This window comes from Pseudomonas sp. LG1D9, from assembly GCF_002949995.1.
Classification (GTDB): domain Bacteria; phylum Pseudomonadota; class Gammaproteobacteria; order Pseudomonadales; family Pseudomonadaceae; genus Aquipseudomonas; species Aquipseudomonas proteolytica.
This window is the reverse complement of record NZ_CP026881.1, coordinates 3184883-3209900: the sequence shown is the minus strand read 5'-3', so window position 1 is coordinate 3209900 and position 25018 is coordinate 3184883. Positions and strand designations below refer to the sequence as shown.

General features: G+C 62.6%; 22 protein-coding genes. 18 read left to right on the top strand and 4 right to left on the bottom strand.

Annotation, left to right across the window (positions count from 1 at the left end; all coding sequences use genetic code 11):
* Window positions 1-355: 355 nt before the first annotated feature.
* The gene (locus tag C5F71_RS15170; protein ID WP_029299221.1) at window positions 356-2158 is read left to right on the top strand and encodes an acyl-CoA dehydrogenase; all 1803 of its coding nucleotides are present in this window, start codon (window positions 356-358) and stop codon (window positions 2156-2158) included.
* On the opposite strand, the gene C5F71_RS15165 is transcribed toward C5F71_RS15170, so the two are convergent.
* Window positions 2159-2452, bottom strand: a complete 294-nt coding sequence (locus C5F71_RS15165; protein ID WP_029299223.1) for a cell division protein ZapA — start codon at window positions 2450-2452, stop codon at window positions 2159-2161.
* The gene (locus C5F71_RS15160; RefSeq protein WP_029299225.1) at window positions 2449-2679 is read right to left on the bottom strand and encodes a hypothetical protein; all 231 of its coding nucleotides are present in this window, start codon (window positions 2677-2679) and stop codon (window positions 2449-2451) included. The genes C5F71_RS15165 and C5F71_RS15160 overlap by 4 nt, the downstream gene beginning before the upstream one ends.
* Window positions 2680-2953: 274 nt before the next feature.
* Between C5F71_RS15160 and C5F71_RS15155 the strand changes: the two genes are divergently transcribed.
* From C5F71_RS15155 to selO, 4 genes are all read left to right on the top strand, one after another.
* On the top strand, window positions 2954-4579 hold the full coding sequence (locus C5F71_RS15155) for a methyl-accepting chemotaxis protein (protein ID WP_104911434.1): 1626 nt from the start codon (window positions 2954-2956) through the stop codon (window positions 4577-4579).
* Window positions 4580-5018: 439 nt separating this feature from the next.
* Complete coding sequence (locus C5F71_RS15150) at window positions 5019-6761, top strand: potassium/proton antiporter (RefSeq protein ID WP_029299228.1); 1743 nt, start codon at window positions 5019-5021, stop codon at window positions 6759-6761.
* A gap of 70 nt (window positions 6762-6831) precedes the next feature.
* Window positions 6832-10170, top strand: coding sequence for a mechanosensitive channel MscK (mscK, locus tag C5F71_RS15145; protein WP_029299229.1), 3339 nt, complete (start codon window positions 6832-6834; stop codon window positions 10168-10170).
* Window positions 10171-10218: 48 nt separating this feature from the next.
* Window positions 10219-11682: a protein adenylyltransferase SelO gene (gene selO / locus C5F71_RS15140; RefSeq protein ID WP_104911433.1), complete on the top strand. Its 1464-nt coding sequence runs from the start codon at window positions 10219-10221 to the stop codon at window positions 11680-11682.
* 6 nt (window positions 11683-11688) lie between these two features.
* Here selO and C5F71_RS15135 read toward each other — a convergent pair whose 3' ends face one another.
* Window positions 11689-12003: a type II toxin-antitoxin system HigA family antitoxin gene (locus C5F71_RS15135; RefSeq protein ID WP_104911432.1), complete on the bottom strand. Its 315-nt coding sequence runs from the start codon at window positions 12001-12003 to the stop codon at window positions 11689-11691.
* Between the two features lie 301 nt (window positions 12004-12304).
* Here C5F71_RS15135 and trxC point away from each other — a divergent pair, with 301 nt between their 5' ends.
* Entirely contained in the window at window positions 12305-12739 is a 435-nt protein-coding gene (gene trxC / locus C5F71_RS15130; protein ID WP_092232953.1) for a thioredoxin TrxC, read from the top strand.
* A gap of 115 nt (window positions 12740-12854) precedes the next feature.
* Here the strand turns inward: trxC and C5F71_RS15125 are convergent, their stop codons facing one another.
* Window positions 12855-13625, bottom strand: a complete 771-nt coding sequence (locus tag C5F71_RS15125) for a ParA family protein (protein WP_029296134.1) — start codon at window positions 13623-13625, stop codon at window positions 12855-12857.
* Between the two features lie 348 nt (window positions 13626-13973).
* Between C5F71_RS15125 and C5F71_RS15120 the strand changes: the two genes are divergently transcribed.
* The 12 genes from C5F71_RS15120 to C5F71_RS15065 all read left to right on the top strand — a co-directional run bounded on the left by C5F71_RS15120 (window position 13974) and on the right by C5F71_RS15065 (window position 25014).
* Window positions 13974-14693 (top strand): beta-ketoacyl synthase chain length factor, encoded by a 720-nt coding sequence (locus tag C5F71_RS15120; protein WP_104911431.1) that lies wholly within the window; start codon window positions 13974-13976, stop codon window positions 14691-14693.
* Window positions 14669-15481, top strand: coding sequence for a 1-acyl-sn-glycerol-3-phosphate acyltransferase (locus tag C5F71_RS15115; protein ID WP_104911430.1), 813 nt, complete (start codon window positions 14669-14671; stop codon window positions 15479-15481). The genes C5F71_RS15120 and C5F71_RS15115 overlap by 25 nt, the downstream gene beginning before the upstream one ends.
* Complete coding sequence (locus tag C5F71_RS15110; protein WP_038445478.1) at window positions 15459-15728, top strand: phosphopantetheine-binding protein; 270 nt, start codon at window positions 15459-15461, stop codon at window positions 15726-15728. The genes C5F71_RS15115 and C5F71_RS15110 overlap by 23 nt, the downstream gene beginning before the upstream one ends.
* 9 nt (window positions 15729-15737) lie before the next feature.
* On the top strand, window positions 15738-15992 hold the full coding sequence (locus C5F71_RS15105) for an acyl carrier protein (protein WP_003209389.1): 255 nt from the start codon (window positions 15738-15740) through the stop codon (window positions 15990-15992).
* Window positions 15989-16534: a membrane protein gene (locus C5F71_RS15100; protein ID WP_029296124.1), complete on the top strand. Its 546-nt coding sequence runs from the start codon at window positions 15989-15991 to the stop codon at window positions 16532-16534. The genes C5F71_RS15105 and C5F71_RS15100 overlap by 4 nt, the downstream gene beginning before the upstream one ends.
* Window positions 16531-18201, top strand: a complete 1671-nt coding sequence (locus C5F71_RS15095) for an acyl-CoA synthetase family protein (protein WP_104911429.1) — start codon at window positions 16531-16533, stop codon at window positions 18199-18201. Before C5F71_RS15100 ends, C5F71_RS15095 begins: the two co-directional genes overlap by 4 nt.
* Window positions 18202-18419: 218 nt before the next feature.
* Window positions 18420-19154 (top strand): glycosyltransferase family 2 protein, encoded by a 735-nt coding sequence (locus C5F71_RS15090; protein WP_029296120.1) that lies wholly within the window; start codon window positions 18420-18422, stop codon window positions 19152-19154.
* Entirely contained in the window at window positions 19151-20089 is a 939-nt protein-coding gene (locus C5F71_RS15085; RefSeq protein ID WP_104911428.1) for a glycosyl transferase, read from the top strand. Before C5F71_RS15090 ends, C5F71_RS15085 begins: the two co-directional genes overlap by 4 nt.
* Window positions 20070-21614 (top strand): histidine ammonia-lyase, encoded by a 1545-nt coding sequence (hutH, locus tag C5F71_RS15080; RefSeq protein ID WP_104911427.1) that lies wholly within the window; start codon window positions 20070-20072, stop codon window positions 21612-21614. The genes C5F71_RS15085 and hutH overlap by 20 nt, the downstream gene beginning before the upstream one ends.
* Window positions 21607-22035 (top strand): thioesterase family protein, encoded by a 429-nt coding sequence (locus C5F71_RS15075; protein WP_029296114.1) that lies wholly within the window; start codon window positions 21607-21609, stop codon window positions 22033-22035. The genes hutH and C5F71_RS15075 overlap by 8 nt, the downstream gene beginning before the upstream one ends.
* A complete protein-coding gene (locus C5F71_RS15070; protein WP_104911426.1) occupies window positions 22029-22712 on the top strand; it encodes an outer membrane lipoprotein carrier protein LolA in 684 nt (227 codons plus the stop codon). The genes C5F71_RS15075 and C5F71_RS15070 overlap by 7 nt, the downstream gene beginning before the upstream one ends.
* Window positions 22702-25014, top strand: a complete 2313-nt coding sequence (locus C5F71_RS15065; protein ID WP_104911425.1) for an MMPL family transporter — start codon at window positions 22702-22704, stop codon at window positions 25012-25014. Before C5F71_RS15070 ends, C5F71_RS15065 begins: the two co-directional genes overlap by 11 nt.
* Window positions 25015-25018 lie beyond the last annotated feature (4 nt).

Genomic DNA, 25018 nt, shown 5'->3' with positions numbered 1-25018 from the left:
CGGGCTTGCCCCGCGCTGGGCTGCGAAGCAGCCCCAATAAGCCGAATGCGTTGTACCAGATACACCGCAGCGGCTGGTTTTGGGGCTGCTTCGCAGCCCAGCGCGGGGCAAGCCCGCTCGCCACGGGAGAGTTCGTCAGTTTCTGAAAGTTGTGTAGATACCTATGCTGCGATGGCGCAGTGTCAGCCAAGCAAATAATGCCTGGCCCACCGCCATCGCAGGCAAGCCAGCTCCCACATTGACCGCGGCATACCTTTACGCTGTGTTTTGCTGCTCCATCACCCAGATCAATCTTGCTATCGCGCCTCTATTCGCGCACTTAGACTGCGGCCTATTCCCACATAGGTAAGCCGCCATGTCCGAGACGCTCCTCAGTTCCCGCAATCTGGCTTTCGAGCTGTATGAAGTCCTCGATGCCGAGGGCCTGACCCAGCGCGAGCGGTTTGCCGAACACAATCGCGAAACCTTCGACGCCGCGATTGGCACTGCGCGCAGCATCGCCGAAAAGTACTTCGCACCGCACAACCGCAAGGGCGACGAGAACGAACCGCGCTACGAAGACGGTCAGGCGATCCTGATCCCGGAAGTGAAACCTGCCGTCGATGCCTTTCTCGAAGCGGGCTTTCTCAATGCCGCCCGCAGTTTCGAAGCCGGTGGCATGCAACTGCCGACCCTGCTGTCCCAAGCGTGTTTTGCGCACTTTCAGTCAGCCAATGCGGCCTCTACCTCCTACCCGTTCCTGACCATGGGCGCGGCCAATCTGATCGAGAGTTTTGGCACCGAGGAGCAGAAGCAACGCTTTCTGCAACCGATGATCGAAGGCCGGTTCTTCGGCACCATGGCCTTGACCGAACCCCATGCCGGTTCGTCGCTGTCGGATATCCGCACCCGCGCCGAGCCGGCGGCGGATGGCACGTACCGGCTCAAGGGCAACAAGATCTTTATCTCCGGCGGCGATCATCCGCTGTCAGAAAACATCGTGCATATGGTCTTGGCCAAACTGCCGGATGCACCGGCCGGGGTGAAGGGCATTTCGCTGTTTATCGTGCCCAAGTTCCTGGTCAACGATGACGGCAGCCTGGGCCCGCGCAACGATGTGTTGCTGGCCGGGTTGTTCCACAAGATGGGCTGGCGCGGCACCACTTCCACGGCGTTGAACTTCGGCGATAACGGCGAGTGTGTCGGCTATCTGGTGGGCAAGCCACACCAGGGCCTGGCTTGCATGTTCCAGATGATGAACGAGGCGCGGATTGGCGTCGGCATGGGCGCGGTGATGCTGGGCTACGCCGGTTACCTGTATTCCCTGGAGTACGCCCGGGAACGCCCGCAAGGTCGTCTGCCCGACAGCAAGGACCCGAACACCGCACCGGTGTCGATCATCCAGCACGCCGATATCAAGCGCATGCTGCTTACGCAAAAAGCCTATGTGGAAGGTGCCTTCGACCTGGGTCTGTACGCGGCACGGTTGTTCGATGACACCACCACCCTGGACAGCGAGGCCGGACGCAAGCAGGCCCATGAACTGCTCGACCTGCTGACCCCGATCGTCAAGTCCTGGCCCTCGGAGTTCTGCCTGAAGGCCAATGAACTGGCGATCCAGATCCTCGGCGGCCACGGCTACACCCGTGAATACCCGGTAGAGCAGTACTACCGCGACAACCGCCTGAACCCGATCCACGAGGGTACCCACGGCATCCAGTCCCTGGACCTGCTGGGGCGCAAGCTCGCGCAAAACGGCGGCGCGGGGTTGAAGCAGTTGGTTCGCTTGATCGCCGAGACCGGCGCACGGGCCCAGGAATACCCGTCACTCACGGCCATGCGCGAGCCGCTGGAACAGTTGGTGGCGAGCCTGCAAAGCGTGACCCTGGGGCTGTTGACGGATCTCGCCCAGGGCAAGGTCAACAGCAGCCTGGCGAACTCGGCGCTGTACCTGAAAGTATTTGGGCATACGGTGATTGGCTGGCGCTGGCTGGAACAGGCGATCCGCGCCGAAGAAGGCTTGGCCAAAGGCAATGCAGCGGATGTGGCCTTCTATAAGGGCAAGCTGCAAGCGGCCCGGTACTTCCTGACCTGGGAGGTACCGGGCTGCCATCATGAACTGTCGATCCTGCAGGCACGGGACGATACGTGCCTGACCATGCAGGATGAATGGTTCTGATCAGGGCTGGCCGATGGCCTTGGAAATCACATCGACCGTGGCGCTGACTTGCTCTTGGTAACGGTCGAGTTCCTGCTGGTGACGCTGCTGCATGTCGATCTGTTCGGCACATAGATTCAGCGCCGCCAGCACCAGCAGTTTGTCGCCGATCAGGGTCGGGTACTTCTGCTTGGTGGTGGCCAATGACGCCTTGAGCATGGTCACGGCTTTGAGCAGGGTGTTGTCTTCCCCGTCCGGTGCCTTGATCGAGTAATCCTCACCGAGAATCGAAACGACCTTTATCCCTTCACTCATGCGCTCACAGGACCTGCGCTCACACGCTCAACCAACGCCTGGATACGGGCGGCGGTGGCGCCCTGCTTTTCTTCCTGTTCCATCAGGTTCAGTTGCAGGCTGTCGTTCTCATCCTTGGCGCGGGCCAGTTCCGCCTTGAGGGATTCGTTGGTACCCAGCAATGCTTGATTCTGCTGCACCAGGTCACTGACCAGTTGTTCCAGTTGGCTGAGGGATGTTTCTAACATTTTGAATTCTCGGGCTTTTTCAAAGGGCGGTGACGATAAAGAAAATTCACCGTGGAAGCCAGGGTTATCCTGGCGCGCAGCCCTGATTTCACGGGTCAGGCCACGCTGTGGAGCCTTAGTGACTGCATTTACGCCATCTGGTTCCTGAATCCCTGCCAATCCGTGCCGGGTGCGACAAAAGCGCACAGCCCCTCAAGACTTTGGTCGCATGTCCGATAGGTCATGCTTACCCCGCCTCAAAGCCGCACGGATCGCGCCTCTCCCAGGACCACTCATGTCTCTTCGTAATATGAATATCGCGCCGCGCGCGTTTCTCGGCTTCGCGTGCATTGGTGCGCTGATGTTGTTTCTCGGTATTTTTGCGCTGAACCAGATGAGCAAGATCCGTGGGGCCGCCGAAGACATCACCCAGAGCAGCGTGCCGAGCATTCGCGCCCTCGAGGACTTTACCCAACTGACCCTGCGCCTGCGCGTGCTGTCTTATCGCCTGCTGACCAACCGCGAGCCAGACGTACAACAGAAGACCCTGGAAGCCTTTGAACTGCGCAACCAGCAGATTCGTACGGCCCAGGGCACTTATGAAAAGCTGATCGAAAGCCGTGAGGAACGCTCGGCCTACGAGGAGTACGTACGCCTGCTGGGCCAGTACCACCAGATTGAAGAGCGGATGAAGAGCCTGTCGCGCAGCAACCAGATAGAAGAACTGCGCACCCTGCTCAACACGCAATTGCTGAGCAACTCCGAGCAGATCAACACAGCCCTCACGCGCCTGCTGGACCTCAACAACAGCATGGCCAATGCCACCAACCAAAAGGCTGCCGATCAATATGACTCGGCCTTTGACCTGGTGGTGGCCCTGCTGGTGCTGACCACCGCACTGACCGTGCTGTTTGCCTGGCTGCTGACCCGCAGCATCACCCTACCCATCGCCCAAGCCCTGGACGCCGCCGAGCACATTGCCGAGGGCAACCTGACCCAGTCGATCAAGGTCGATGGCGATGACGAAGCCGGCCGCCTGTTGCGCGCAATGAATAAAATGCAGGAGAAATTGCGCGACACCCTGCAGCGCATTTCTGGTTCGGCCACCCAACTGGCCTCCGCTGCCGAAGAGCTGAACGCCGTCACCGACGAAAGCGCCCGTGGCCTGACCCAGCAGAACAACGAGATCGAACAGGCGGCCACCGCCGTCAACGAGATGACCAGCGCCGTTGAAGAAGTCGCGCGCAATGCGGTCAGCACCTCCGAAGCCTCGAAAAACGCCACGGCCTCGGCGGGTGATGGTCGCGACCTGGTGCAGGAAACCGTCAGCGCCATCGAGCGCATGAGCGGCGATGTGCAGGGCACCGCCACGCTGATCGGCGCGCTGGCCGAAGAGTCGCGGGATATCGGCAAGGTGCTCGACGTGATTCGCGGCCTGGCCGACCAGACCAACCTGCTGGCCCTGAACGCCGCCATCGAGGCTGCGCGTGCCGGGGAAGCCGGGCGTGGTTTTGCGGTAGTGGCCGATGAAGTGCGGGCCCTGGCCCATCGCACCCAGCAATCGACCAGTGAGATCGAACGGATGATCGGCAGTATCCAGGCCGGTACCGAGCAGGCGGTGGACTCGATGCGCAACAGCACCGAGCGCGCCGAATCCACACTCAATATCGCCAAAGGCGCGGGGATGTCCCTGGATACCATCAATAGCGCGATCATCGAGATCAACGAGCGCAACCTGGTGATCGCCAGCGCCGCCGAAGAGCAGGCGCAAGTCGCGCGGGAAGTGGATCGCAACCTGGTGAACATCCGCGACTTGTCGGTGCAATCGGCCACGGGCGCCAGCCAGACCAGTGCGGCCAGCAGCGAGTTGTCGCGCCTGGCAGTGGATTTGAATGGGATGGTGGGGCGTTTCCGCCTCTGAAATACAGTCACCCCCTGTAGGAGCTGGCTTGCCTGCGATGGCCATAGGTATCTACACAACTTTCAGAAACTGACGAACTTCCCTGTGGCGAGCGGGCTTGCCCCGCGCTGGGCTGCGAAGCAGCCCCAAAACCAGCCGCTGCGGTGTATCTGGTACAACGCATTAGGCTTATTGGGGCTGCTTCGCAGCCCAGCGCGGGGCAAGCCCGCTCGCCACAACGGCGCTATCTGCCTCGATCTAGGCGTTACGGCAAAGTTGTGTAGATACCTATGCTGCGATGGCAGCGCCGCGGTGAGCCTGATTCACCGAGGCGCTGCCTCGCAGGCAAGCCAGCTCCTACAAAAGCTTTTTGACAGCGCAGCAATTCAACAGGTTAGAATCGCTGGCACGCAGACTGCATGGTCAGACTGCGCCTCGCCTTATTTCCGGAGTACTGCCTTTGAATGCGACGACCATCAACAGCCTGTTCTTGATCGGCGCGTTGCTGGTAAGTGCGAGCATTCTGGTGAGTTCTCTTTCGTCCCGCCTGGGCATCCCGATCCTGGTGATCATCCTGGCCGTGGGCATGATCGCCGGCGTCGATGGCGGCGGGATCATTTTCGATAACTACCCGACCGCGTACCTGGTGGGCAACCTGGCATTGGCAGTGATCCTGCTCGATGGCGGCTTGCGCACACGGGTCGCGAGTTTTCGCGTGGCACTGTGGCCAGCCCTGTCGCTGGCGACCGTGGGGGTGTTGATAACCACCGGCCTCACCGGTATGGCGGCGGCCTGGCTGTTTGACCTCAATATCATCCAGGGCCTGCTGATCGGAGCCATCGTCGGCTCCACCGATGCCGCCGCCGTGTTCTCGCTGCTGGGCGGCAAGGGCCTGAACGAACGGGTCAGCGCCAGCCTGGAAATAGAATCCGGCAGCAACGACCCAATGGCGGTGTTCCTCACCGTAACCCTGATCGACATGCTCGCCAGCGGCCAGACCGGCCTGCACTGGAGCCTGTTGACCCACCTGATCCGCGAATTCGGCATCGGCGGCATTATCGGCCTGGGCGGCGGCTGGCTGATGCTGCAACTGGTCAACCGGATCAACCTGGCCAACGGCCTGTACCCGATCCTGGTGATCGCCGGTGGCCTGTTCGTGTTTGCCCTGACCAATGCCCTGCACGGCAGCGGCTTCCTCGCCGTGTACCTGTGCGGCCTGGTGATCGGCAACCGTCCGGTGCGCAGCCGCCACGGCATCCTGCATATGCTCGACGGCATGGCCTGGCTGGCGCAGATCGGCATGTTCCTGGTGCTGGGCCTGCTGGTCACGCCCCACGACCTGCTGCCCATCGCCCTGCCGGCCCTGGGCCTGGCGCTGTGGATGATCCTGTTTGCCCGGCCGCTGTCAGTGGCGGTTGGCCTGCTGCCGTTCAAGGCCTTCCACGGCCGCGAAAAAGTATTTATCGCCTGGGTCGGCCTGCGCGGCGCGGTACCGATCATTCTTGCGGTGTTCCCGCTGATGGCCGGCCTGCCCCACGCCCAGCTGTATTTCAACCTGGCGTTCTTTATCGTGCTGGTGTCGTTGCTGGTGCAGGGCACCAGCCTGCCGTGGGTGGCCAAGCTTTTGAAAGTGACGGTACCGCCCGAGCCCGCGCCGATCTCCCGGGCCGCCCTGGAAGTGCACGTCACCAGCGAGTGGGAGCTGTTCGTCTACCGCCTGGGCGCCGAGAAGTGGTGCATCGGCGCCGCCCTGCGCGAGCTGAAAATGCCCGAAGGCACGCGCATCGCCGCACTGTTTCGCGGCCAGCAACTGCTCCATCCGTCGGGTAGTACGGTGTTGGAGGCCGACGACCTGCTGTGCGTGATCGGCCATGAACACAACCTCGCCGCCCTCGGCAAACTGTTCAGCCAGGCGCCGCAACGGGGCCTGGACCTGCGCTTCTTCGGCGACTTCGTGCTCGAAGGCGACGCGCAACTGGGCGCGGTGTCGGCGCTGTACGGGCTCAAGCTCGACGGTATCGATCCGGATATGCCCCTGGGCCAGTTCATCACGCAAAAGGTCGGTGGCGCCCCCATCGTCGGCGACCAGGTGGAGTGGAACAACACCATTTGGACAGTCGCCGTGATGGACGGGAACAAGATCGGCAAAGTCGGCGTCAGATTCCCCGAAGGAAGTCGCCCGGCCCCCGGACTCTTCCTCTAAACTGCGGGGCGACGGTGTGCCAATGGCCATCAGCACGCCCCCTATTCTTCATCTTGTTCGACCGGTCTCTATGACAATCCTGCGCACTTTTTTAGCCACTGCCTTGCTGGGCCTGAGTCTCTGCGTCAGCCCCGTATTCGCCGCCGACCCGCCAAGCATCGAGAGTGTGCAACAGACCCTGGACAAGCTGCCGGACCGCAAACTGCCCGACGCCGACATGAAGGCGCTGCAGAACGTTTTGCAGCAGACCCTGACGTTGCTGGGCAACAAGCAGGACTACGAGCAACGCCTGAGCGATCTCAAGCGCCAATTGCAAGATGCACCCCGCCAGACCACGGAAAACGCCCGTGAACTGGCCCGGCTCAAGGGCACCAAGGTTGTCCCGGTGGCCCAACGCTACGCCAGCCTGCCGGTGCCGCAGCTCGAACAACTGCTGGTGCAGCGCAGCACCCAGCAAGGCGACCTGCAAAAAGAGTTGGCCGACGCCAACAGCCTGAGCATCGCTGCCCAGACCCGCCCCGAGCGCGCCCAGACCGAAATCAGCAACAGCCAGACGCGCATCCAGCAGATCAACAGCATCCTCAAGGCCGGCAAGGACAATGGCAAACCGCTAAATGGCGACCAGCGAAACCTGCTGAACGCCGAACTGGCGGCGCTCAACGCCTTGATCCCGCTGCGCCGCCAGGAACTGGCCGGCAACAGCCAACTGCAAGACCTGGGCAACAGCCAGCATGACCTGGCGGTGGAAAAAACCGCGCGCCTGGAGCAGGAAATCCAGGACCTGCAAACCCTGATCAACCAGAAACGCCTGGCCCAGTCCCAGGAGACTGTGACCCAGCAGTCCATCGAGGCACAGAAGGCCGGCGGCAGCAGCCTGCTGGCCACGGAAAGCGCAGCCAACCTGAAGCTGTCCGACTACCTGCTCAAAAGCACTGACCGGCTCAATGAGCTGACCCAGCAGAACCTGCAAACAAAACAGTTGCTGGACAATGTGACCCAGAGCGATTCGGCCCTGGACGAGCAGATCAACGTGCTCAAGGGCAGCCTGCTGCTGTCGAAAATCCTCTATAAACAGAAGCAGGCCTTGCCGCGCCTGAAAGTCGATCGCGACCTGGCCGACGATATCGCCAACATTCGCCTGTACCAATTCGAGGTCAACCAGCAGCGCGAGCTGATCAGTTCACCGAGCGCCTACGTCGACAACCTGCTGGCCGACCAGCCAGAGGACCAGGTCACGCCACAGCTGCGCCGCACCCTGCTGGAACTGGCCGTGACCCGCAGCGACTTGCTCGAACGCCTGAGCCGGGAACTGAGCTCGCTGCTCAACGAATCCATCACCCTGCAACTGAACCAGAAGCAACTGCTCAGCACCGCCGCCAGCCTGCGCGCGACCCTCGACGAACAGATGTTCTGGATCCCCAGCAACAAACCGCTGGACGTCGAATGGCTCGAAGGCGTGCCCAACCGCCTGAGCAAACAGGTCGACACCCTGCCCTGGGCCTCCAGCCTCAGCGAACTGTACGACGGCCTGGCCCAGCGCCCGCTGCTGTTTTTGCCCCTGCTGCTGCTGATCGGCGCACTGTTGTGGCGGCGCAGCAACCTGTATGACCGGCTGAAGAAAATCCACATGGATATCGGTCACTTCAAGCGTGACAGCCAGTGGCACACCCCGGTCGCGATCCTGGTGAATATCCTGCTGGCCTTGCCCGTGACCCTCGGCCTGGCGCTGTGCGGCTATGCCCTGCAAATCGATGCGCGTGGGCAGAACGCCAACCTGGGCATGGCCCTGGTGCAGATCGCCCAGGCGTGGCTGGTGTTCTACACCGCCTACCGGATCCTTGCGCCGGGTGGCGTGGCCGAATTGCATTTCCGCTGGGAAAAACCCCAGGTCGAATTCCTCCAGGGCTGGATCCGCAAACTGGGGCTGGTGGTGTTGGCGCTGGTGGCCGTGGTGTCCATCGCCGAGCATCAACCGGCGGCCCTGGCCGATGATGTGCTGGGCATCGCCGTGGTCCTCACCTGTTATGGGCTGATGGCCTGGCTGCTCAGCCGCCTGCTGCTCAACAGCCCGACCCATGAAAAAGCCTCACTGTTTCGCAAGGTCGTCGGCGTCGCGTTTACCGCGCTGCCCATCGCGCTGTTTATTGCCGTGTGCTTTGGCTACTACTACACCGCGCTCAAACTCAGCGACCGCCTGATCAACACCCTGTACCTGCTGATGTTCTGGCTGGTGATCGAAGCCACCTTCGTCCGTGGCCTGGGCGTTGCCGCACGGCGCCTGGCCTACTCCCGCGCACTGGCCAAACGCCAGGCCGCCAAGGAAGCCGGCGACGGCGAAGTGGTGATCGAGGAACCGACCCTGGATATCGAGCAGGTCAACGAACAATCCATGCGCCTGATTCGCCTGGCCTTGCTCGGCGGTTTTATCGCGGCGCTGTACTGGGTCTGGTCCGACCTGATCTCGGTGTTCTCCTACCTGGACAACGTCACCCTCTACGAATACACCAGCGGTACCGGCGCCAATATCAGCATGGTGCCCATCAGCATCGGCGACATGCTCGGCGCGCTGATCATCATCGGTATCACCTTTGCCCTGGCGCGCAACCTGCCGGGGCTTCTGGAAGTGCTGGTGCTGTCGAAGCTGGACCTGGCCCAGGGCAGCGCCTATGCCACCACCACCTTGCTGTCGTATGTCATTGCCGGTGTGGGTTTTGTGTCGACCCTGTCGACCCTCGGGGTGAGCTGGGACAAGCTGCAATGGCTGGTGGCCGCACTGTCGGTGGGCCTGGGCTTCGGTATGCAGGAGATCTTTGCCAACTTTATCTCCGGCATCATGATCCTGTTCGAGCGCCCGGTACGCATCGGCGACACCATCACCATCGGCAACCTGTCGGGCACGGTGAGCAAGATCCGCATCCGCGCCACCACCATCACCGACTTTGACCGCAAGGACATCATTGTCCCGAACAAAACCTTTATCACCGGGCAACTGATCAACTGGTCGCTGACCGACACCATCACCCGGGTCACTCTCAAGCTCGGCGTGGACTACGGCTCTGACCTGGACCTGGTGAAGGAATTGTTGCTCAAGGCCGCCAGGGATAACCCGCGCGTCCTGAAAGACCCGGAACCCCACGTGTACTTCCTCAACTTCGGCGAAAGTACCCTGGACCACGAATTGCGCATGCATGTGCGCGATCTGGGCGACCGTAACCCGGTGATCGATGAGGTCAACCGCTTCATCAATCGTGAGTTCAAGAAACAGAGCATCAATATTTCGTTCCGGCAGATGGAGGTTTACCTGAAGAACCTGCACGGCCAGGAATACAAACTGGTGGAAATCGAACCCCTGAGCAAGCCGGCCAATGACGGCTCGCCACAACCCACTCCGCCGACCAAACTCGACTAACCGCTTTATCCCCAGCAGAATGCTCGGACATTCTGCTGGAGATGGCCGGTGAAAGCCCTCGACGACCTGACCTTCGACAACCGCTTCGCCCGCCTGGGCGATGGTTTCTCAACCCACGTACTGCCCGAGCCCATCGACGCGCCACGGCTGGTGGTGGCGAGCAGTGCCGCCATGGCCCTGCTTGATCTCGACCCAGCCGTCGCCCAGACACCGGTGTTCGCCGAACTGTTCGGTGGCCACAAGCTGTGGGCCGAGGCCGAACCACGGGCGATGGTCTATTCGGGGCATCAGTTTGGCTCCTACAACCCGCAACTGGGGGATGGTCGCGGCTTGCTGCTGGGCGAGGTATATAACGCGGCGGGCGAACACTGGGACTTGCACCTCAAGGGCGCGGGGCAAACGCCTTACTCACGCATGGGTGATGGCCGCGCGGTACTGCGCTCTTCGATCCGCGAGTTTCTCGCCTCCGAAGCCTTGCACGCCCTGGGCATCCCCAGCAGCCGCGCCCTGTGCGTGATCGGCTCCGACACCCCGGTATGGCGCGAAAAACAGGAACGTGCGGCCATGGTCCTGCGCCTGGCGCCGAGCCATATCCGCTTTGGGCACTTCGAGTACTTCTATTACACCCAGAAAACCGAGTTGCACCAGCAACTGGCCGAACACGTGCTGAAGTTGCACTTCCCCGAATGCCAGGAGCAACCCGAGCCGTACCTGGCGATGTTCCGCGAGATTGTCGAGCGCAACGCCGAACTGATTGCCAAGTGGCAGGCTTACGGCTTTTGCCATGGGGTGATGAACACCGACAACATGTCGATCCTGGGTATTACCTTCGACTTCGGGCCGTTTGCCTTCCTCGATGACTTCGACGCCCATTTCATCTGCAACCACTCCGATCACGAAGGGCGTTACTCCTTCAGCAACCAGGTACCGATCGGCCAGTGGAACCTCAGTGCCCTGGCCCAGGCATTGACGCCGTATATCAGCGTTGAAGCCCTGCGCGAAACCCTGGGCCTGTACCTGCCGCTCTACCAGGCCCACTACCTGGACCTGATGCGCCGCCGCCTGGGCCTGACCACCGCCGAAGACGACGACCAGAAACTGGTAGAGCGCTTGCTGCAACTGATGCAAAACAGCGGCGTGGACTACACCTTGTTCTTCCGCCGCCTGGGGGATGAGCCCGCCGTACTGGCCGTGGCGCAGTTGCGCGATGACTTCGTCGACCGCGCGGGCTTTGATGCCTGGGCCGACGAGTACAAGGCGCGGGTTGAACGCGAAGGCAATGCCAGCGAGACACAACGCCGCGAGCGGATGCACGCCGTCAACCCGCTGTATATCCTGCGCAACTACCTAGCACAAAACGCCATCACCGCCGCCGAGTCCGGCGACTACAGCGAAGTGCACAGGCTGCATGAGGTGTTGAGCAAACCATTTGAAGAACAGGCAGGGATGGAGCAGTACGCCCAGCGGCCGCCCGATTGGGGCAAGCATTTGGAGATCAGTTGTTCGTCATAGCTCTTTTCAGATGAACATATCCACAGGCACTTTAAAGTGCTCTGCCAGCCAACGAATCTGTCGCACGTTGAGCTGGCGCTTGCCACTGAGAATTTCAGAGACCACCGATTGAGGACCTACGCCCGGTAAATCACTCTGGGTCAAACCGTGCTCCTGCATCATTGACCGCAACACTTCGACACCACTCACCTCGGGTATCGGCCAATGCTCCAGATCGTAGGCCTCGACCAGCACATCGTAGTCAGCCTCGCTTTTGGGCTTGCGCAACAGCGGTGACACAAATTCCCAGTGCTCAACAGCCTGCTCAATCAATACGCTCATTTTCCTGTCACTCCTTCCACTTGCCCTTGGCATTTCGAATGGGTCTCACACTGATTACTCGCATGCAATATCCTTATCGCATCTTGCTATGGGGGTTAGTCTCGGCATCAAATTATCGCAATATGCGATAGGTGCTCAGTAGACCAGCGGCACAATCTCAAACTTGCATACGTAGCCTAGGTAGGCGGCCAAACGTGCGCACAGGCAAAAATGTGAACACATGCGTCGCCACCGCCGAGCCTTGATAATTTCGGTCTTGGCTCCAAATAGAGTTCATTGGCAACTTCAACGGAATCCCACCATGTCCGATCCCCTGGTAATCCCCTGCCCTCATTGCAATGGCCTCAACCGCATCCCCCACGAACGCATGGGCGATGCCCCAAAGTGCGGGCGATGCAAGCAGCCGGTGTTGCTGAGCAAACCGTTTGAACTGAAACAGGGCGACTATTCCAGCCAGATCAAGGGCGACTTGCCGCTGCTGGTGGATGTGTGGGCAGAGTGGTGCGGGCCGTGCAAATCGTTTGCGCCGGTGTTTGAACAGGCGGCCGGGCAGTTGGCGGGAAAGTGCCGCCTGGCCAAGCTCGATAGTGAGGCCAACCAGCAGCTTTCGGCACAATTGGGGATTCGCTCGATTCCCACCCTGATCCTATTCAAGAACGGCCGGGAAGTGGCACGCCAGAGCGGCGCGTTTGCGCTACCGCAATTGATGAGCTGGTTGCGCAGCCAAGGGGTGTAACCCTGTAGGAGCGGGCTTGCCCGCGATGGCGAGGGGCAGCTTGATGGATATGCAAGCTGGCACACCGTCATCGCAGGCAAGCCAGCTCCCACATAGACCGTGTTCACCCTTCAGATCAGGTGTTTTCCAGCAGGTTGTGCAGCTCCACGAACTGTCGGGTCAGTTTGTGGCGCGGGTCGAGGTGGATCAGCGGTTTGCTTTCCTGGTGGGACTCGCGCATGCGCACCGAGCTGGCCAGGTACACCGGCAACACCGGTAGGCCTTCGGCAATCAACTCGTCGAGCATCTGCTGCGGCAGGCTCGCCCGGGCCTGGAACTGGTTGACCACGATGCCTTCCACTTCCAGGCCTTCGTTGTGGTCGTCCTTGAGTTCTTCGATTTCCGCCAGCAGGCCGTACAGCGCCTGGCGCGAAAAACTATCGCAATCGAACGGGATCAACACGCGATCCGCTGCAATCAGCGCGGAAACCGCATAAAAGTTCAAGGCCGGCGGCGTATCCAGGTAAATCCGGTCGTAATCCTCGGCCAATTCATCAAGCAGTTTTCGCAGCTTGTTGATCTTGTGCTTGGCCTCAAGCTTGGGCTGCAGGTCCGCCAGTTCCGCGGTGGCGGTGATCACGTGCAGGTTGTCGAATGGGGTTTCGTAGATATCCACCTGGTTTTTCTTCGAAAACGGCCCGGATGACAGGGTCTGCTTGAAGAAATCGGCAATGCCCATGGGGATATCGTCACCCGTCAGCCCCGTCAGGTACTGGGTCGAGTTGGCCTGTGCATCGAGGTCCACCAACAGGGTTCGATAGCCTTCGCTGGCGCTGACCGCCGCCAGGTTGCAGGCGATGCTGGATTTGCCAACGCCGCCTTTTTGATTGAACACCACGCGCCGCATGGAAAAACCTCCGTGTATCAATGAATGCCCGAGTGTAGAGGGCAAAAGCGCCCGCTCGCTACCTTGATCAAGCATGTACTACAGCATCAGAGGATCGATCCCGCATAACTATCTCGTATTACGCCAACCAACAAAGACCTGCCTGACACCAAACACCTACAGCCATTGGCGGAGAATCGATGATTCATTTCGCTGACTTTGTAATATCTCGTGAACAATTCTTTACCAAAGTTTGCTAGAACCCCACCGCACCGGGATAATGCGCGCCATTCGGCCATCGCGCCATGTCCCGCCATTGCGGGGCAAACTGCAGCACAAGGAAGCCCGCAGGGGCGGGAAATCTTCTCAGTGATCAATTTCAACATCGCCCAATGGCGCGCCTGGGCCCCTGGGCTCGACAGCGTGGATGCCTGGCGCGACTGGTGCCAGGCCCCGACGTTGCTGGCCCAAAGCGATGCCGCACCCGATGTGTCGTTCCTGCCGGCCATGCAGCGCCGGCGCCTGAGCCGCCTGGCCCGGATGGCCTTCAGCGTCGGCTGGCCCTTGGCAGAAGGCCTGCAGGACCTGCCGCTGGTGTTTGTTTCACGTCATGGCGAAACCCCGCGCACCCTGGATATCCTCAGCGACCTGGCCAATAACCAGCCCCTGTCGCCCACCCAGTTCAGCCTGTCGGTACACAATGCGGTGATTGGCCTATGGTCGATCCTGCGCAATGAAACCAGCGAAATGACCGCCCTGGCAGCGGCAGGCGACGGCCTGGAGCACGGCATGCTCGAAGCGGCGGCCCTGCTCAACGAAGGCGCGCCGGCCGTGCTGCTGGTGATTACCGAAGAACAGCCACCCCCGGCGTACACGCGCTGGATCAATGATGTGCCGTTCCCCTATGCCCTGGGCCTGCTGCTGACCCCAGGCGACGAATGGCAACTGGCGCTGCACACCGCAACGGTCCAACCCACCGAGACCCAGTGGCCCCACGCCCTGAACCTGCTGCGCACCCTGCTCAACGAGCAAGGTGCCTGCCAACATGCCTGGAAGAACCGAGTATGGAACTGGCAACGCAAACCCTGACCGACAAGCCCCGGGACGCCTACTACTGGCGCCTGCTCGCCACGGCGGCCAGCTTCGTGCTGTTCGGCCTGGGCGGCTTGTGCCTGCGCCTGCTGGTGTTTCCGCTGCTCAGCTGCCTGCCGGGGGACGCCCGGCAACACCAGCGTCGCGCGCGCCTGACCATCGGGCGGTTGTTCTGGTTCTTTATCAACATGATGTACCGCGCCGGCATTCTGACCTACAGCGTCGAAGGCGCCGAAAAGCTCGGGCGCCCCGGGCAGATGATCATCGCCAATCACCCGTCGCTGATCGATGTGGTGGTGCTGATCGGCCTGGTGCGCCAGGCCAATTGCGTGGTCAAGCAAAGCCTGTGGCAAAACCCCTTCACCCGGGGGCCGGTGAGCGATGCCGGCTATATCAGCAACGACGGCAGCATCGACATGCTCGATGCCGCCGCAGGCGCCCTGCGTGGCGGCCAGACCCTGATCATCTTCCCCGAAGGCACCCGCACCGTGCCAGGCGCGCCGCCGGCCTTTCATCGCGGGGCCGCCGCCATCGCCCTGCGCGGTGCGACAATCATCACCCCCGTGGTGCTCAAGGTCAGCCCGACCACGCTGACCAAGGCCGAGCCCTGGTATCGCATCCCCAACCGCCGCTTTCACTTCAGTTTGCAGGTGGGGGCCGATATAGACCCACAGGTGTTTGCCTCACAAGGGCCCGCACCCCAGGCCTCACGCAAGCTCAACGATTACCTGCATCACTATTTCATTAAGGAGCTCGCCGAAGATGAGCAACCCCAACAGCCTTGAGCACGACATTAAAACCCTGATCATCGAGGCCCTGGGCCTGGAAGACATCGACGCCTGCGACATCGGCAGCGAGCAAACCCTGTTCGGCGAAGGCCTGGGCCTGGATTCGGTAGATGCCCTGGAATTGGGCCTGGCGATCCAGAAAAAGTACGGTATCAAGATCGATGCCGACGCCAAGGACACCCGCAATCACTTTATCAACGTGGCCAGCCTTGCGGCGTTCGTCACGGCCAGACAGGCAGCTTGAGACCCGACCATGCAAACTCGTGACGATATCTTCAACACCCTGCGCGACGCCCTGGTGGAACTGTTTGAACTGGAGCCGGAGCGGGTCACCCTCGACGCCAACCTGTACCAGGACCTGGAAATCGACAGCATCGATGCGGTGGACCTGATCGACCATATCAAGCGCCAGACCGGCAAGAAAATCGCCGCCGAAGAGTTCAAGGCCGTGCGTACGGTCAATGACGTGGTCGAGGCGGTCTACCGTCTGGTCCAACCGGCCGCATGAGCCGGCTGATCGGCCTTGGCCTGTTGCTGGTAGGGCTGCTGTATCCTTTTGCGGTGTATTACGGCACGGAGCATTTCGCGCCCTGGCAATTCGGCCTGCTGCTGGCCTGCCTGTGGCTGCTGCGCGCGCTGACCGGCGCACGGCGCCCCGGCAGTGGCTGGATGGCCTTTGTCGCGGTGGTGTTTTGCCTGCTGCTGGCCTGGTTCGACAACCCGCAACTGCTGCGCTGGTACCCGAGCCTGGTCAGCACCTTCATGCTCGCGCTGTTCGGCCTGAGCCTGAAATACGGCCCGCCGATGGTCGAGCGCCTGGCGCGCCTGAGCGACCCGCATCTGCCGCAAAAGGCTATTGCGTACACGCGCCAGGTCACCGTGGTATGGAGTGTGTTTTTCTTGTGTAACGGCCTGCTCGCCGCCGCGCTCACCCTGTGGGCACCGCTGAGCTGGTGGATGTTGTACAACGGCCTGATCGCCTATGGCTTGATGGGCCTGTTGTTTGCCGTGGAATGGCTGGTACGACAAAGGGTTCGAGGCCGCGTATGAATTGGGTCAATCTTGAGCATCTGTTGCTTGAGCCTGTGGAACTGCGTTCGGTCACCACCGAACCTGCGATGAACCACGCACAGCTGTGCGAACGGGCCCTGAGCCTGGCGGCCGGCCTGCAAGCCCGCGGCATCCAGCGCCTGGCGGTGCACTTGAACGACGCCGGCGAGCTGGCGATTGCCTTGCTGGGCGCCTGGCAGGCCGGGGTCAGCGTGTTGCTGCCCGCCGACCTGCAACCCCAGACACGCCAACGCTGGGCCGCTGATGTTGACGCCTGGCTGACCGAAGCGGGCGACCTGGATGCGCTCTACCAACCGCCGCTGGCCGCCGCCGCCCTGGACCTGGACGCCTGCCATTTGGGCCTGTGTACCTCCGGCTCCAGCGGCGAGCCCAAGCGCATCGACAAGACCCTGCGCCAACTGGCCAACGAGGTGCGGGCCCTGGAAGCCTTGTGGGGCGCCGACCTGGGCCAGGCGTGCATCATCGGCAGCGTCGCCACCCAACACATCTATGGCCTGCTGTTCCGGGTGCTGTGGCCGCTGTGCGCCGGTCGCAGCTTTGTGCGCCAGCAACTGCCGTTCCCCGAGGACGTGCAGCGCATCAGCCGCCAGCACCCGCATTTTGCCTGGGTGGCCAGCCCGGCCCTGCTCAAACGCATGGGTGATAACCTCGACTGGGCGGCCTTGAGCAGCGTCAAGCGCGTGTTCTCCTCCGGTGGTGCGCTGCCCATCGACGCGGCCGACAGCCTGCACCAACGCCTGCAACAGTGGCCGACCGAGATCCTCGGCAGCTCGGAAACCGGTGGCATTGCCTGGCGCCAGGGCCAAACGCCCTGGCAGCCGTTTGCCGATGTGTGCCTGAGCCAGGATGCCGAGGGCGCCTTGCGCATTGCCTCACCGTACCTGCCGGCCGGGCATGTCGAACAGACTGCCGACGCCGCCCAGATCTACGCCGACGGCCGCTTCGAATTGCTCGGGCGCCTGGATCGGATCGTCAAGCTGGAAGAAAAACGCATCTCGCTGCCCATGCTCGAACACGCCCTGGCCGAGCACGCGTGGGTTGCAGAAGCGCGCCTGGGGGTGGTCCAGGAAAACCGCGCATCCCTCGGCGCCCTGGTGGTGCTCAGTGGCGACGGCCTGCACGCCTTGCGTAACCAAGGCCGGCGCAGCGTCACCCAGGCCCTGCGCCAACACCTGAGCCAACACTGCGAAGCCCTGGCCCTGCCCCGTCGCTGGCGCTTGTTGCGGCAGCTGCCGTTCAACACCCAGGGCAAACTGCCCCAGGCGCAGATCGACGCCCTGCTCCTGGCGCCGCGCCCCAAGGCCCCGCAAGTGCTGGCGCAAGTCGAGACTGACGGCGAATGGACCCTGCAACTGAGCATCCCCCCGGACCTGGCCTACTTCAGCGGGCATTTCCCTCACACGCCGGTATTGCCGGGGGTGGTGCAGGTGGAATGGGCGTTCAACCTGGGCCAGCAACTGCTCGACCTGCCGCCGACCTTTGCCGGCATGGAAGTGCTCAAGTTCCAGCAACTGGTACGCCCTGGCGACGTGATCGAACTGCACCTGCGTTTTGATCGCGAGCGCGGCAAGTTGTACTTTGCCTATCGCAACGACAGTGCGGCGTGTTCCAGTGGGCGGGTTTTGCTGGAGCAACCCCATGAGTGAGCCCCTGTTCCCGCGGCTAATGGGCTTGTTGTGGCGAGCGGGCTTGCCCCGCGCTGGGCTGCGCAGCAGCCCCAAAACCGGCAACGGGATTCTGTCTGAAAAACCGCGTAGGCCTTTCTGGGGTTGCTGCGCAGCCCAGCGCGGGGCAAGCCCGCTCGCCACAACCATAACCACAGCCATAGCCCCATCCACCTCCCTACACCGCAAGCAGGCCTGTCATGCATAACCCCTGCGCCCTGATCCCGGTCTACAACCACGAAGCCGCCGTGCCCGCCGTGGTCCGTAGCCTGCTGGACCACGGCCTGCCCTGCCTGCTGGTGGACGATGGCAGCAGCCCGGCCTGCGCGGCGGTGCTGGCGCAACTGGCAAGCCTGGATAACGTGTCGCTGCTGACCCTGCCCGTCAATCAAGGCAAGGGCGCAGCCGTGATGGCCGGCTTTCGCGAAGCCGCGCGCCTGGGCTTTACCCATGCCCTGCAAGTAGACGCCGACGGCCAGCACGACCTGCGCGAAGTCGCGCTGTTTCTCGACGCCTCACGCACTCACCCTGATGCGGTGATCTGCGGCTATCCCGAATACGACGACAGCGTGCCCAAGGGCCGTCTCTACGCCCGTTACCTGACCCACTTCTGGGTATGGATCAACAGCCTGTCCCTGCAAATCCGCGATTCAATGTGCGGCTTTCGCATCTACCCCCTGCCTCCGGTGCTGGCGCTGATGGACTCGGCGCGGATCGGCAAGCGCATGGATTTCGACTCCGACATCCTCGTGCGCCTGTCGTGGCGCAACCAGCCGATGCGCTGGCTGCCGACCAAGGTGCATTACCCGGCCGATGGCCTCTCGCACTTTCGGCTGTTCCACGACAACCTGCTGATTTCGTCGATGCACACCCGGCTGTTCTTCGGCATGTTGATGCGTGCGCCGTTGATTCTGTGGCGACGGTGGCAGGCATGAGCGACAGCCCCCGGCATTGGGCCGACCGCCAGGAGCGCGGCAGTTTCTGGCTGATGAAGCTCACCGCGTTCGCCGCCAAAGTCCTCGGGCGCCGGCTGCTGAGCCCGTTGCTGTATGGCATCGTGCTGTACTTTTTCCTGTTTGGCCGCACCGCGCGCCGGAGCATCTGGCAATACCAGCAGCGCCTGGCCGACTGGAGCGGGCGCGACGACCTGCGCCCCAGCCACACCAAGGTCTTCGGCCAGTTCATGGCCTTCGCCGACGCCTTGCTGGACAAGCTCGATGTGTGGAACGGCAAGCTGCGCCTGGAACAGATTGAAATCATCGACCCCGCCCAACTGCGCGGGCAACTGCGCGGCGAGCGCGGGCAGATGCTGGTGGGCGCCCATCTGGGCAACCTGGAAGTGTGCCGCGCCCTGGCGGAACTGGGCGAGAAAGTCACCATGAACGTGCTGGTGCATACCAAGCATGCCGAACAGTTCAACCGCCTGCTGGGCGAAGCCGGGGCGAGTAACCTGCGGCTGATCCAGGTCAGCGAACTGGACCCGGCGGTGATGCTGCTGCTCAGCCAGCGCCTGGACGACGGTGAATGGCTGGCGATTGCCGGCGACCGCATCCCGCTGCATGGCGGACGCACGGTGCGCGTGGATTTTCTCGGCCATGACGCGGCATTCCCCCAGGGCCCATGGCTGCTGGCCGGTCTGCTCAAATGCCCGGTCAACCTGCTGATGTGCCTCAAGCACCAGGGGCGCTATCGATTGATCATCGAGCCCTTCGCCCAATTGATCGAATGGAAACGCAGCGACCGCCAGCACGTAATCGCCCACTGGACCGCCCGCTATGCCGAGCGCCTGGGCCAGTTCTGCCTGCAAGCGCCCCAACAATGGTTCAACTTTTACCCTTTCTGGAAGACCGATGACGACGCATCTGCTTGAGCCGGTAACCTTCGGCGAACTCCCTTTGCGCATCGAAGACGTGCTGGCCCTGGCCAACCGTCAGGCGCCTACCCGCCTGCAAGACGATGCCGGTTACCGCCAGCGCATCGCCAAGGGCGCGCAGTTCCTCGATTCGCTGCTGGACAAGGAAGGCGTGATCTACGGCGTGACCACCGGCTACGGCGACTCGTGTGTGGTGGCGGTACCGTTGCAGCATGTCGAGGCTTTGCCGCGTCACCTGTACACCTTCCACGGCTGCGGCCTGGGCAAGTTGCTCGACGCCCAGGCCACCCGTGCGGTGCTCGCGGCGCGCTTGCAGTCGCTGTGCCATGGCGTGTCCGGGGTACGGGTTGAACTGCTGGAGCGCCTGCAGGCGTTCCTTGAACACGACATCTTGCCGCTGATCCCCGAAGAGGGCTCGGTGGGCGCCAGCGGCGACCTGACGCCGCTGTCCTACGTGGCCGCAACCTTGTCCGGCGAGCGCGAAGTGCTGTTCCACGGCGAGCGCCGCCAGGCCGCCGACGTCCACCGCGAGCTGGGCTGGACACCGTTGGTGCTGCGGCCCAAGGAAGCTCTGGCACTGATGAACGGCACCGCAGTGATGACCGGCCTCGCCTGCCTGGCCTTTGCCCGCGCCGACTACCTGCTGCAACTGGCCACGCGCATCACCGCGTTGAACGTGGTGGCGCTGCAAGGCAACCCGGAGCACTTTGACGAGCGCCTGTTCGCCGCCAAGCCGCACCCCGGGCAGATGCAGGTTGCGGCCTGGCTGCGCAAGGACCTGGCCATCGACGCCCCGACCGCGCCGCTGCACCGTTTGCAGGACCGCTACTCGCTGCGCTGCGCGCCCCACGTCCTCGGCGTGCTGGCCGACAGCCTGAACTGGCTGCGTTCGTTTATCGAGATCGAACTCAACAGCGCCAACGATAACCCGATCATCGACGCCGAAGCCGAGCGCGTGCTGCACGGTGGGCATTTCTACGGCGGGCATATCGCCTTTGCCATGGACAGCCTGAAAAACCTGGTGGCCAACGTCGCCGACCTGCTCGACCGGCAACTGGCACTGCTGGTGGACGAGCGTTACAACCATGGTTTGCCGAGCAACCTGTCGGGCGCCCCGGCGGATCGCGCGATGATCAACCACGGCTTCAAGGCTGTGCAGATCGGCACCAGCGCCTGGACCGCCGAAGCGTTGAAAAACACCATGCCGGCCAGCGTGTTCTCGCGCTCCACCGAGTGCCACAACCAGGACAAGGTGAGCATGGGCACCATCGCCGCCCGCGATGCGATCCGCGTGCTGGAGCTGACCGAACAGGTGGCCGCCGCCACCTTGCTCGCCGCCAACCAGGGCGTGTGGCTGCGCGCCCAGGTCGAAGATGCACGGCCATTGCCGCCGGCCCTGGCGGCCATGCACATCGAGCTGGCCAAGGACTTCCCGCCGGTGATTGAAGACCGCGCCCTGGAAGGCGAACTGCGCCTGTGCCTGCAACGTATCGCTGCGCAACACTGGAGGCTGCATGCGTAGCCCCGGCGTATTGCACAGCGACACGCAGATCCTCGTGCCGTTCTTCGACATCGACACGATGAACGTGGTCTGGCACGGCCATTACGTGAAATACCTGGAAATCGCCCGTTGCGCGCTGCTGGACAAGCTCGGCCACAACTACACGGCGATGCTCGAATCCGGCTATGCGTGGCCGGTGATCGACATGCAACTGCGCTACGTGCGTGGCGCCACCTTTGGCCAGACCATCAACGTGCGCGCCAGCCTGGTGGAGTGGGAGAACCGCTTGAAGGTCAACTACCTGATCACCGACCTTGCCAGCGGCGAACGCCTGACCCGCGCCAGCACCGTGCAAGTGGCCGTCGAAATCGCCAGCCGCGAAATGCAGTTGGCCTCGCCCAGCGTATTCACCACCGCCGTCGAAAGGGCCCTGAAATGCTGACCCCTGTGGGAGCGGGCTTGCCCGCGATGGTCGTCAACGATAACGCGGGGAGCCTGACACTGCGCGGCGCCCTCGGGTTTTTCGCGAGCAAGCTCGCTCCTACAGGGGTTGGGTTGTTTTTGAGTTTTGGGGCTTATGCCTTCGACTTGCAACAACTGAGCGATCAGTTGGCCAAGCCCTCGGTGATCCATGGCAGTTTCATTCAGGAGAAACACCTGCGTGCCCTGCCCCAGCCGTTGACCAGCAAAGGCACCTTCGTATTGGCCCGGGATCACGGCCTGCTCTGGCTGCTCAAAACCCCGTTGCAACAGGACTATCGCATCAACGCCCAAGGCATAGCCCGCCGCGATGCCAACGGCTGGCAGCCCCTGCCGAACAAAAGCGCCGGCGCTGAGCAGAACCGTTTGTTCCTTGCCGTGCTGCAAGGCGACAGCAGTGGCCTGCAGCGCGACTTCGAGTTGCAACTGCAAGGTGAGGCCAAGGCCTGGAAACTCACGCTGATCCCACGCTCGCTGCTGCTCAAGCAAGTGTTCACCCAGATCAATATCGATGGCGGCGAGTTGGTGCACACCATCGAACTGCTGGAAACCCAGGGCGACAGTACCCTGTTGCGCATGCAGGACAGCACCAGCACACAACCCTTGAGCGACGCGGAGCAACACGACTTTGCCCAGTGAGCGTTGGTTGCCGCGTCTGTTCCTGATCCTGCTGGTGGCCGTGCTGGCCCTGGCCGGCTGGCAATGGCGCCATGGCGCGCCGTTGTCGGCGAACCTGATGGAGCTGGTGCCGGGCAACACCCCGAACGCCCTGGAACTGGCGGCCGAGCAACGCATGCAAGAGCCGCTGAACCGCGAGATGCTGGTGCTGGTCGGGCATGCCGAGCGCCAGCAAGCGCTGGCCATGGCCCAACAACTGGGTGAGCGCTGGCAAGCCAGTGGCCTGTTTGAGAAGGTCACCTGGACCCTGCAGGCCGACCTGCCAGCCCTGCGCCAGCAACTGCTGCAAGGGCGCCTGGCGATGCTCTCGGCCAAGGACCGCGAACAGTTGATCGCCGAGCCCGAAGCCTTTATCCAGCAGCGGGTGCAGACACTGTTCGACCCCTTTACCGGCTTCAGCCTGGTGTCGAGCCAGGACGATTGGCTGGGCCTGACCGGGCGCATCCAGAGCAGCCAGCCGCAACACGGCGCGGTGCAGCTGGATATTGGCAGCGGCGCGTTGATCGCCGATGCCGACGGGCAAAGCTGGGTGCTGCTGCGCGCACGTACTCAGGGCAATGCCTTTGATATGAAACTGCCGCTGCAAGTCGCCGACCTCCTGCAAGCAAGCCGCGACCAGGCCAGCGAGCAAGGCGTGCAACTGCTTGCCGCCAGCGGCCTGCTGTACGCGGCCAACGGTCAACAGCAGGCCAGCCGCGAGATGACCTGGGTCGGCGGCGGCGCGACCGTGGGTATTCTGTTGCTGTTGCTGTTGGCGTTCCGCCGTTGGCGCGTGTTGCTGGCCTTTGTCCCGGTGCTGGTGGGCATGCTGTTTGGCGCAGTCGCCTGCGTGGCGCTGTTTGGCCATATGCATGTAATGACCCTGGTACTGGGCGCAAGCCTGATCGGCGTGGCGGTCGACTACCCACTGCATTACCTGTCCAAGAGCTGGAGCCTGCAACCCTGGCGCAGTTGGCAGGCCTTGCGCCTGACCCTGCCGGGCCTGAGCCTGAGCCTGGCCACCAGTTGCATCGGCTATCTGGCCCTGGCCTGGACGCCATTCCCGGCGCTGACCCAGATCGCCGTATTCTCCGCCGCCGGCCTGGTGGGCGCCTATCTGTCGGCAGTGTGCCTGTTGCCGGCGCTGCTCAACGGCATCGACCTGCGCCCGGCGCAATGGCCACTGCGGGTCGCGGAGTTCCTGCTGGGGGTGCGCGAGTCGCTGCTCAAGCGCCTGCCAAGCCAGGCGCTGCTGGTGCTGGCCCTGCTGTTCTGCGCCGGTGGCCTGTGGCAGTTGAACAGCAAGAACGATATTCGCCAGTGGATCGGCGCGCCGCCGCAGTTACTGCAAGAAGCCCAGGCCATTGCGCGGATTACCGGCTACCAGCCCACCAGCCAGTTCTTCCTGGTGCGGGCGGACAATCAACAGCAGTTGCTGGAACGCCAGGCTGCCCTGAGCCAACGCCTGGATCAACTGGTGCACATGGACAAGCTGCAGGGTTACCTGGCGCTCAATCAACTGGTCAGCACCCCCAGCCAACAGCAGCAAGTGCGCGAGGCCCTCTCGCAGTTGCCGGCGCTGTGGCAACCGCTGCTGGACCTCGGCATCCCCGCCGGCGCCCTGCAAGCCGAACTGGCGCAACTGCAGGCGCTGCCCACCGCAGATATCGACGCCGCCCTGAACGGACCATTGGCCGAGCCCTGGCGCCTGTTGTGGCTGGGCAATGTCGATGGCGGCGTGGCAGCGATGGTCAGCCTGCAAGGTCTGAACAACCCGGCGCTGCTGCGGATCCAGGCCCAGGACTTACCGGGGGTGGAGCTGGTAGACCGCCTCGGCGACTTGAACCAGGTATTTGCCGCGACTCAGGTCAGCGCCGCCGAATTGAAATTATTGTCCTGTGTACTGATCGTCTTGCTGCTGGTCCTGCCCTTTGGCCTGGGTGGCGCACTGCGGATTGTCGCCCTGCCGCTGCTGGCCGCCCTGTGCAGCCTGGCCAGCCTCGGTTGGCTGGGGCAACCGTTGACCCTGTTCAGCCTGTTTGGCCTGCTGCTGGTCACAGCGATCAGCGTCGATTATGCGATCCTCATGCGCGAACAGATCGGCGGTGCCGCGGTCAGTCTGCTGGGGACATTGCTGGCCGCCGTCACCACCTGGCTGTCCTTTGGTTTGCTGGCAGTCTCCAGCACCCCGGCGGTGAGTAACTTCGGCCTGTCGGTCAGCCTGGGCCTGGCCTTCAGCTTTATGCTGGCACCCTGGGCCGGCCGCCAGGAACATGCGCCATGATGCC

What these genes read in the sequence shown, in the direction of transcription:
- C5F71_RS15115 (WP_104911430.1), top strand. Translation starts at nt 14,669, where the DNA reads ATGGAACTGGCAACGCAAACCCTGACCGACAAGCCCCGGGACGCCTAC.
- hutH (WP_104911427.1), top strand. Translation starts at nt 20,070, where the DNA reads ATGACGACGCATCTGCTTGAGCCGGTAACCTTCGGCGAACTCCCTTTG.
- C5F71_RS15155 (WP_104911434.1), top strand. Translation starts at nt 2,954, where the DNA reads ATGTCTCTTCGTAATATGAATATCGCGCCGCGCGCGTTTCTCGGCTTC.
- C5F71_RS15095 (WP_104911429.1), top strand. Translation starts at nt 16,531, where the DNA reads ATGAATTGGGTCAATCTTGAGCATCTGTTGCTTGAGCCTGTGGAACTG.
- C5F71_RS15075 (WP_029296114.1), top strand. Translation starts at nt 21,607, where the DNA reads ATGCGTAGCCCCGGCGTATTGCACAGCGACACGCAGATCCTCGTGCCG.
- C5F71_RS15090 (WP_029296120.1), top strand. Translation starts at nt 18,420, where the DNA reads ATGCATAACCCCTGCGCCCTGATCCCGGTCTACAACCACGAAGCCGCC.
- mscK (WP_029299229.1), top strand. Translation starts at nt 6,832, where the DNA reads ATGACAATCCTGCGCACTTTTTTAGCCACTGCCTTGCTGGGCCTGAGT.
- C5F71_RS15070 (WP_104911426.1), top strand. Translation starts at nt 22,029, where the DNA reads ATGCTGACCCCTGTGGGAGCGGGCTTGCCCGCGATGGTCGTCAACGAT.
- C5F71_RS15160 (WP_029299225.1), bottom strand. Translation starts at nt 2,679, where the DNA reads ATGTTAGAAACATCCCTCAGCCAACTGGAACAACTGGTCAGTGACCTG.
- C5F71_RS15110 (WP_038445478.1), top strand. Translation starts at nt 15,459, where the DNA reads ATGAGCAACCCCAACAGCCTTGAGCACGACATTAAAACCCTGATCATC.
- C5F71_RS15085 (WP_104911428.1), top strand. Translation starts at nt 19,151, where the DNA reads ATGAGCGACAGCCCCCGGCATTGGGCCGACCGCCAGGAGCGCGGCAGT.
- C5F71_RS15125 (WP_029296134.1), bottom strand. Translation starts at nt 13,625, where the DNA reads ATGCGGCGCGTGGTGTTCAATCAAAAAGGCGGCGTTGGCAAATCCAGC.
- C5F71_RS15165 (WP_029299223.1), bottom strand. Translation starts at nt 2,452, where the DNA reads ATGAGTGAAGGGATAAAGGTCGTTTCGATTCTCGGTGAGGATTACTCG.
- trxC (WP_092232953.1), top strand. Translation starts at nt 12,305, where the DNA reads ATGTCCGATCCCCTGGTAATCCCCTGCCCTCATTGCAATGGCCTCAAC.
- C5F71_RS15170 (WP_029299221.1), top strand. Translation starts at nt 356, where the DNA reads ATGTCCGAGACGCTCCTCAGTTCCCGCAATCTGGCTTTCGAGCTGTAT.
- C5F71_RS15135 (WP_104911432.1), bottom strand. Translation starts at nt 12,003, where the DNA reads ATGAGCGTATTGATTGAGCAGGCTGTTGAGCACTGGGAATTTGTGTCA.
- C5F71_RS15105 (WP_003209389.1), top strand. Translation starts at nt 15,738, where the DNA reads ATGCAAACTCGTGACGATATCTTCAACACCCTGCGCGACGCCCTGGTG.
- C5F71_RS15100 (WP_029296124.1), top strand. Translation starts at nt 15,989, where the DNA reads ATGAGCCGGCTGATCGGCCTTGGCCTGTTGCTGGTAGGGCTGCTGTAT.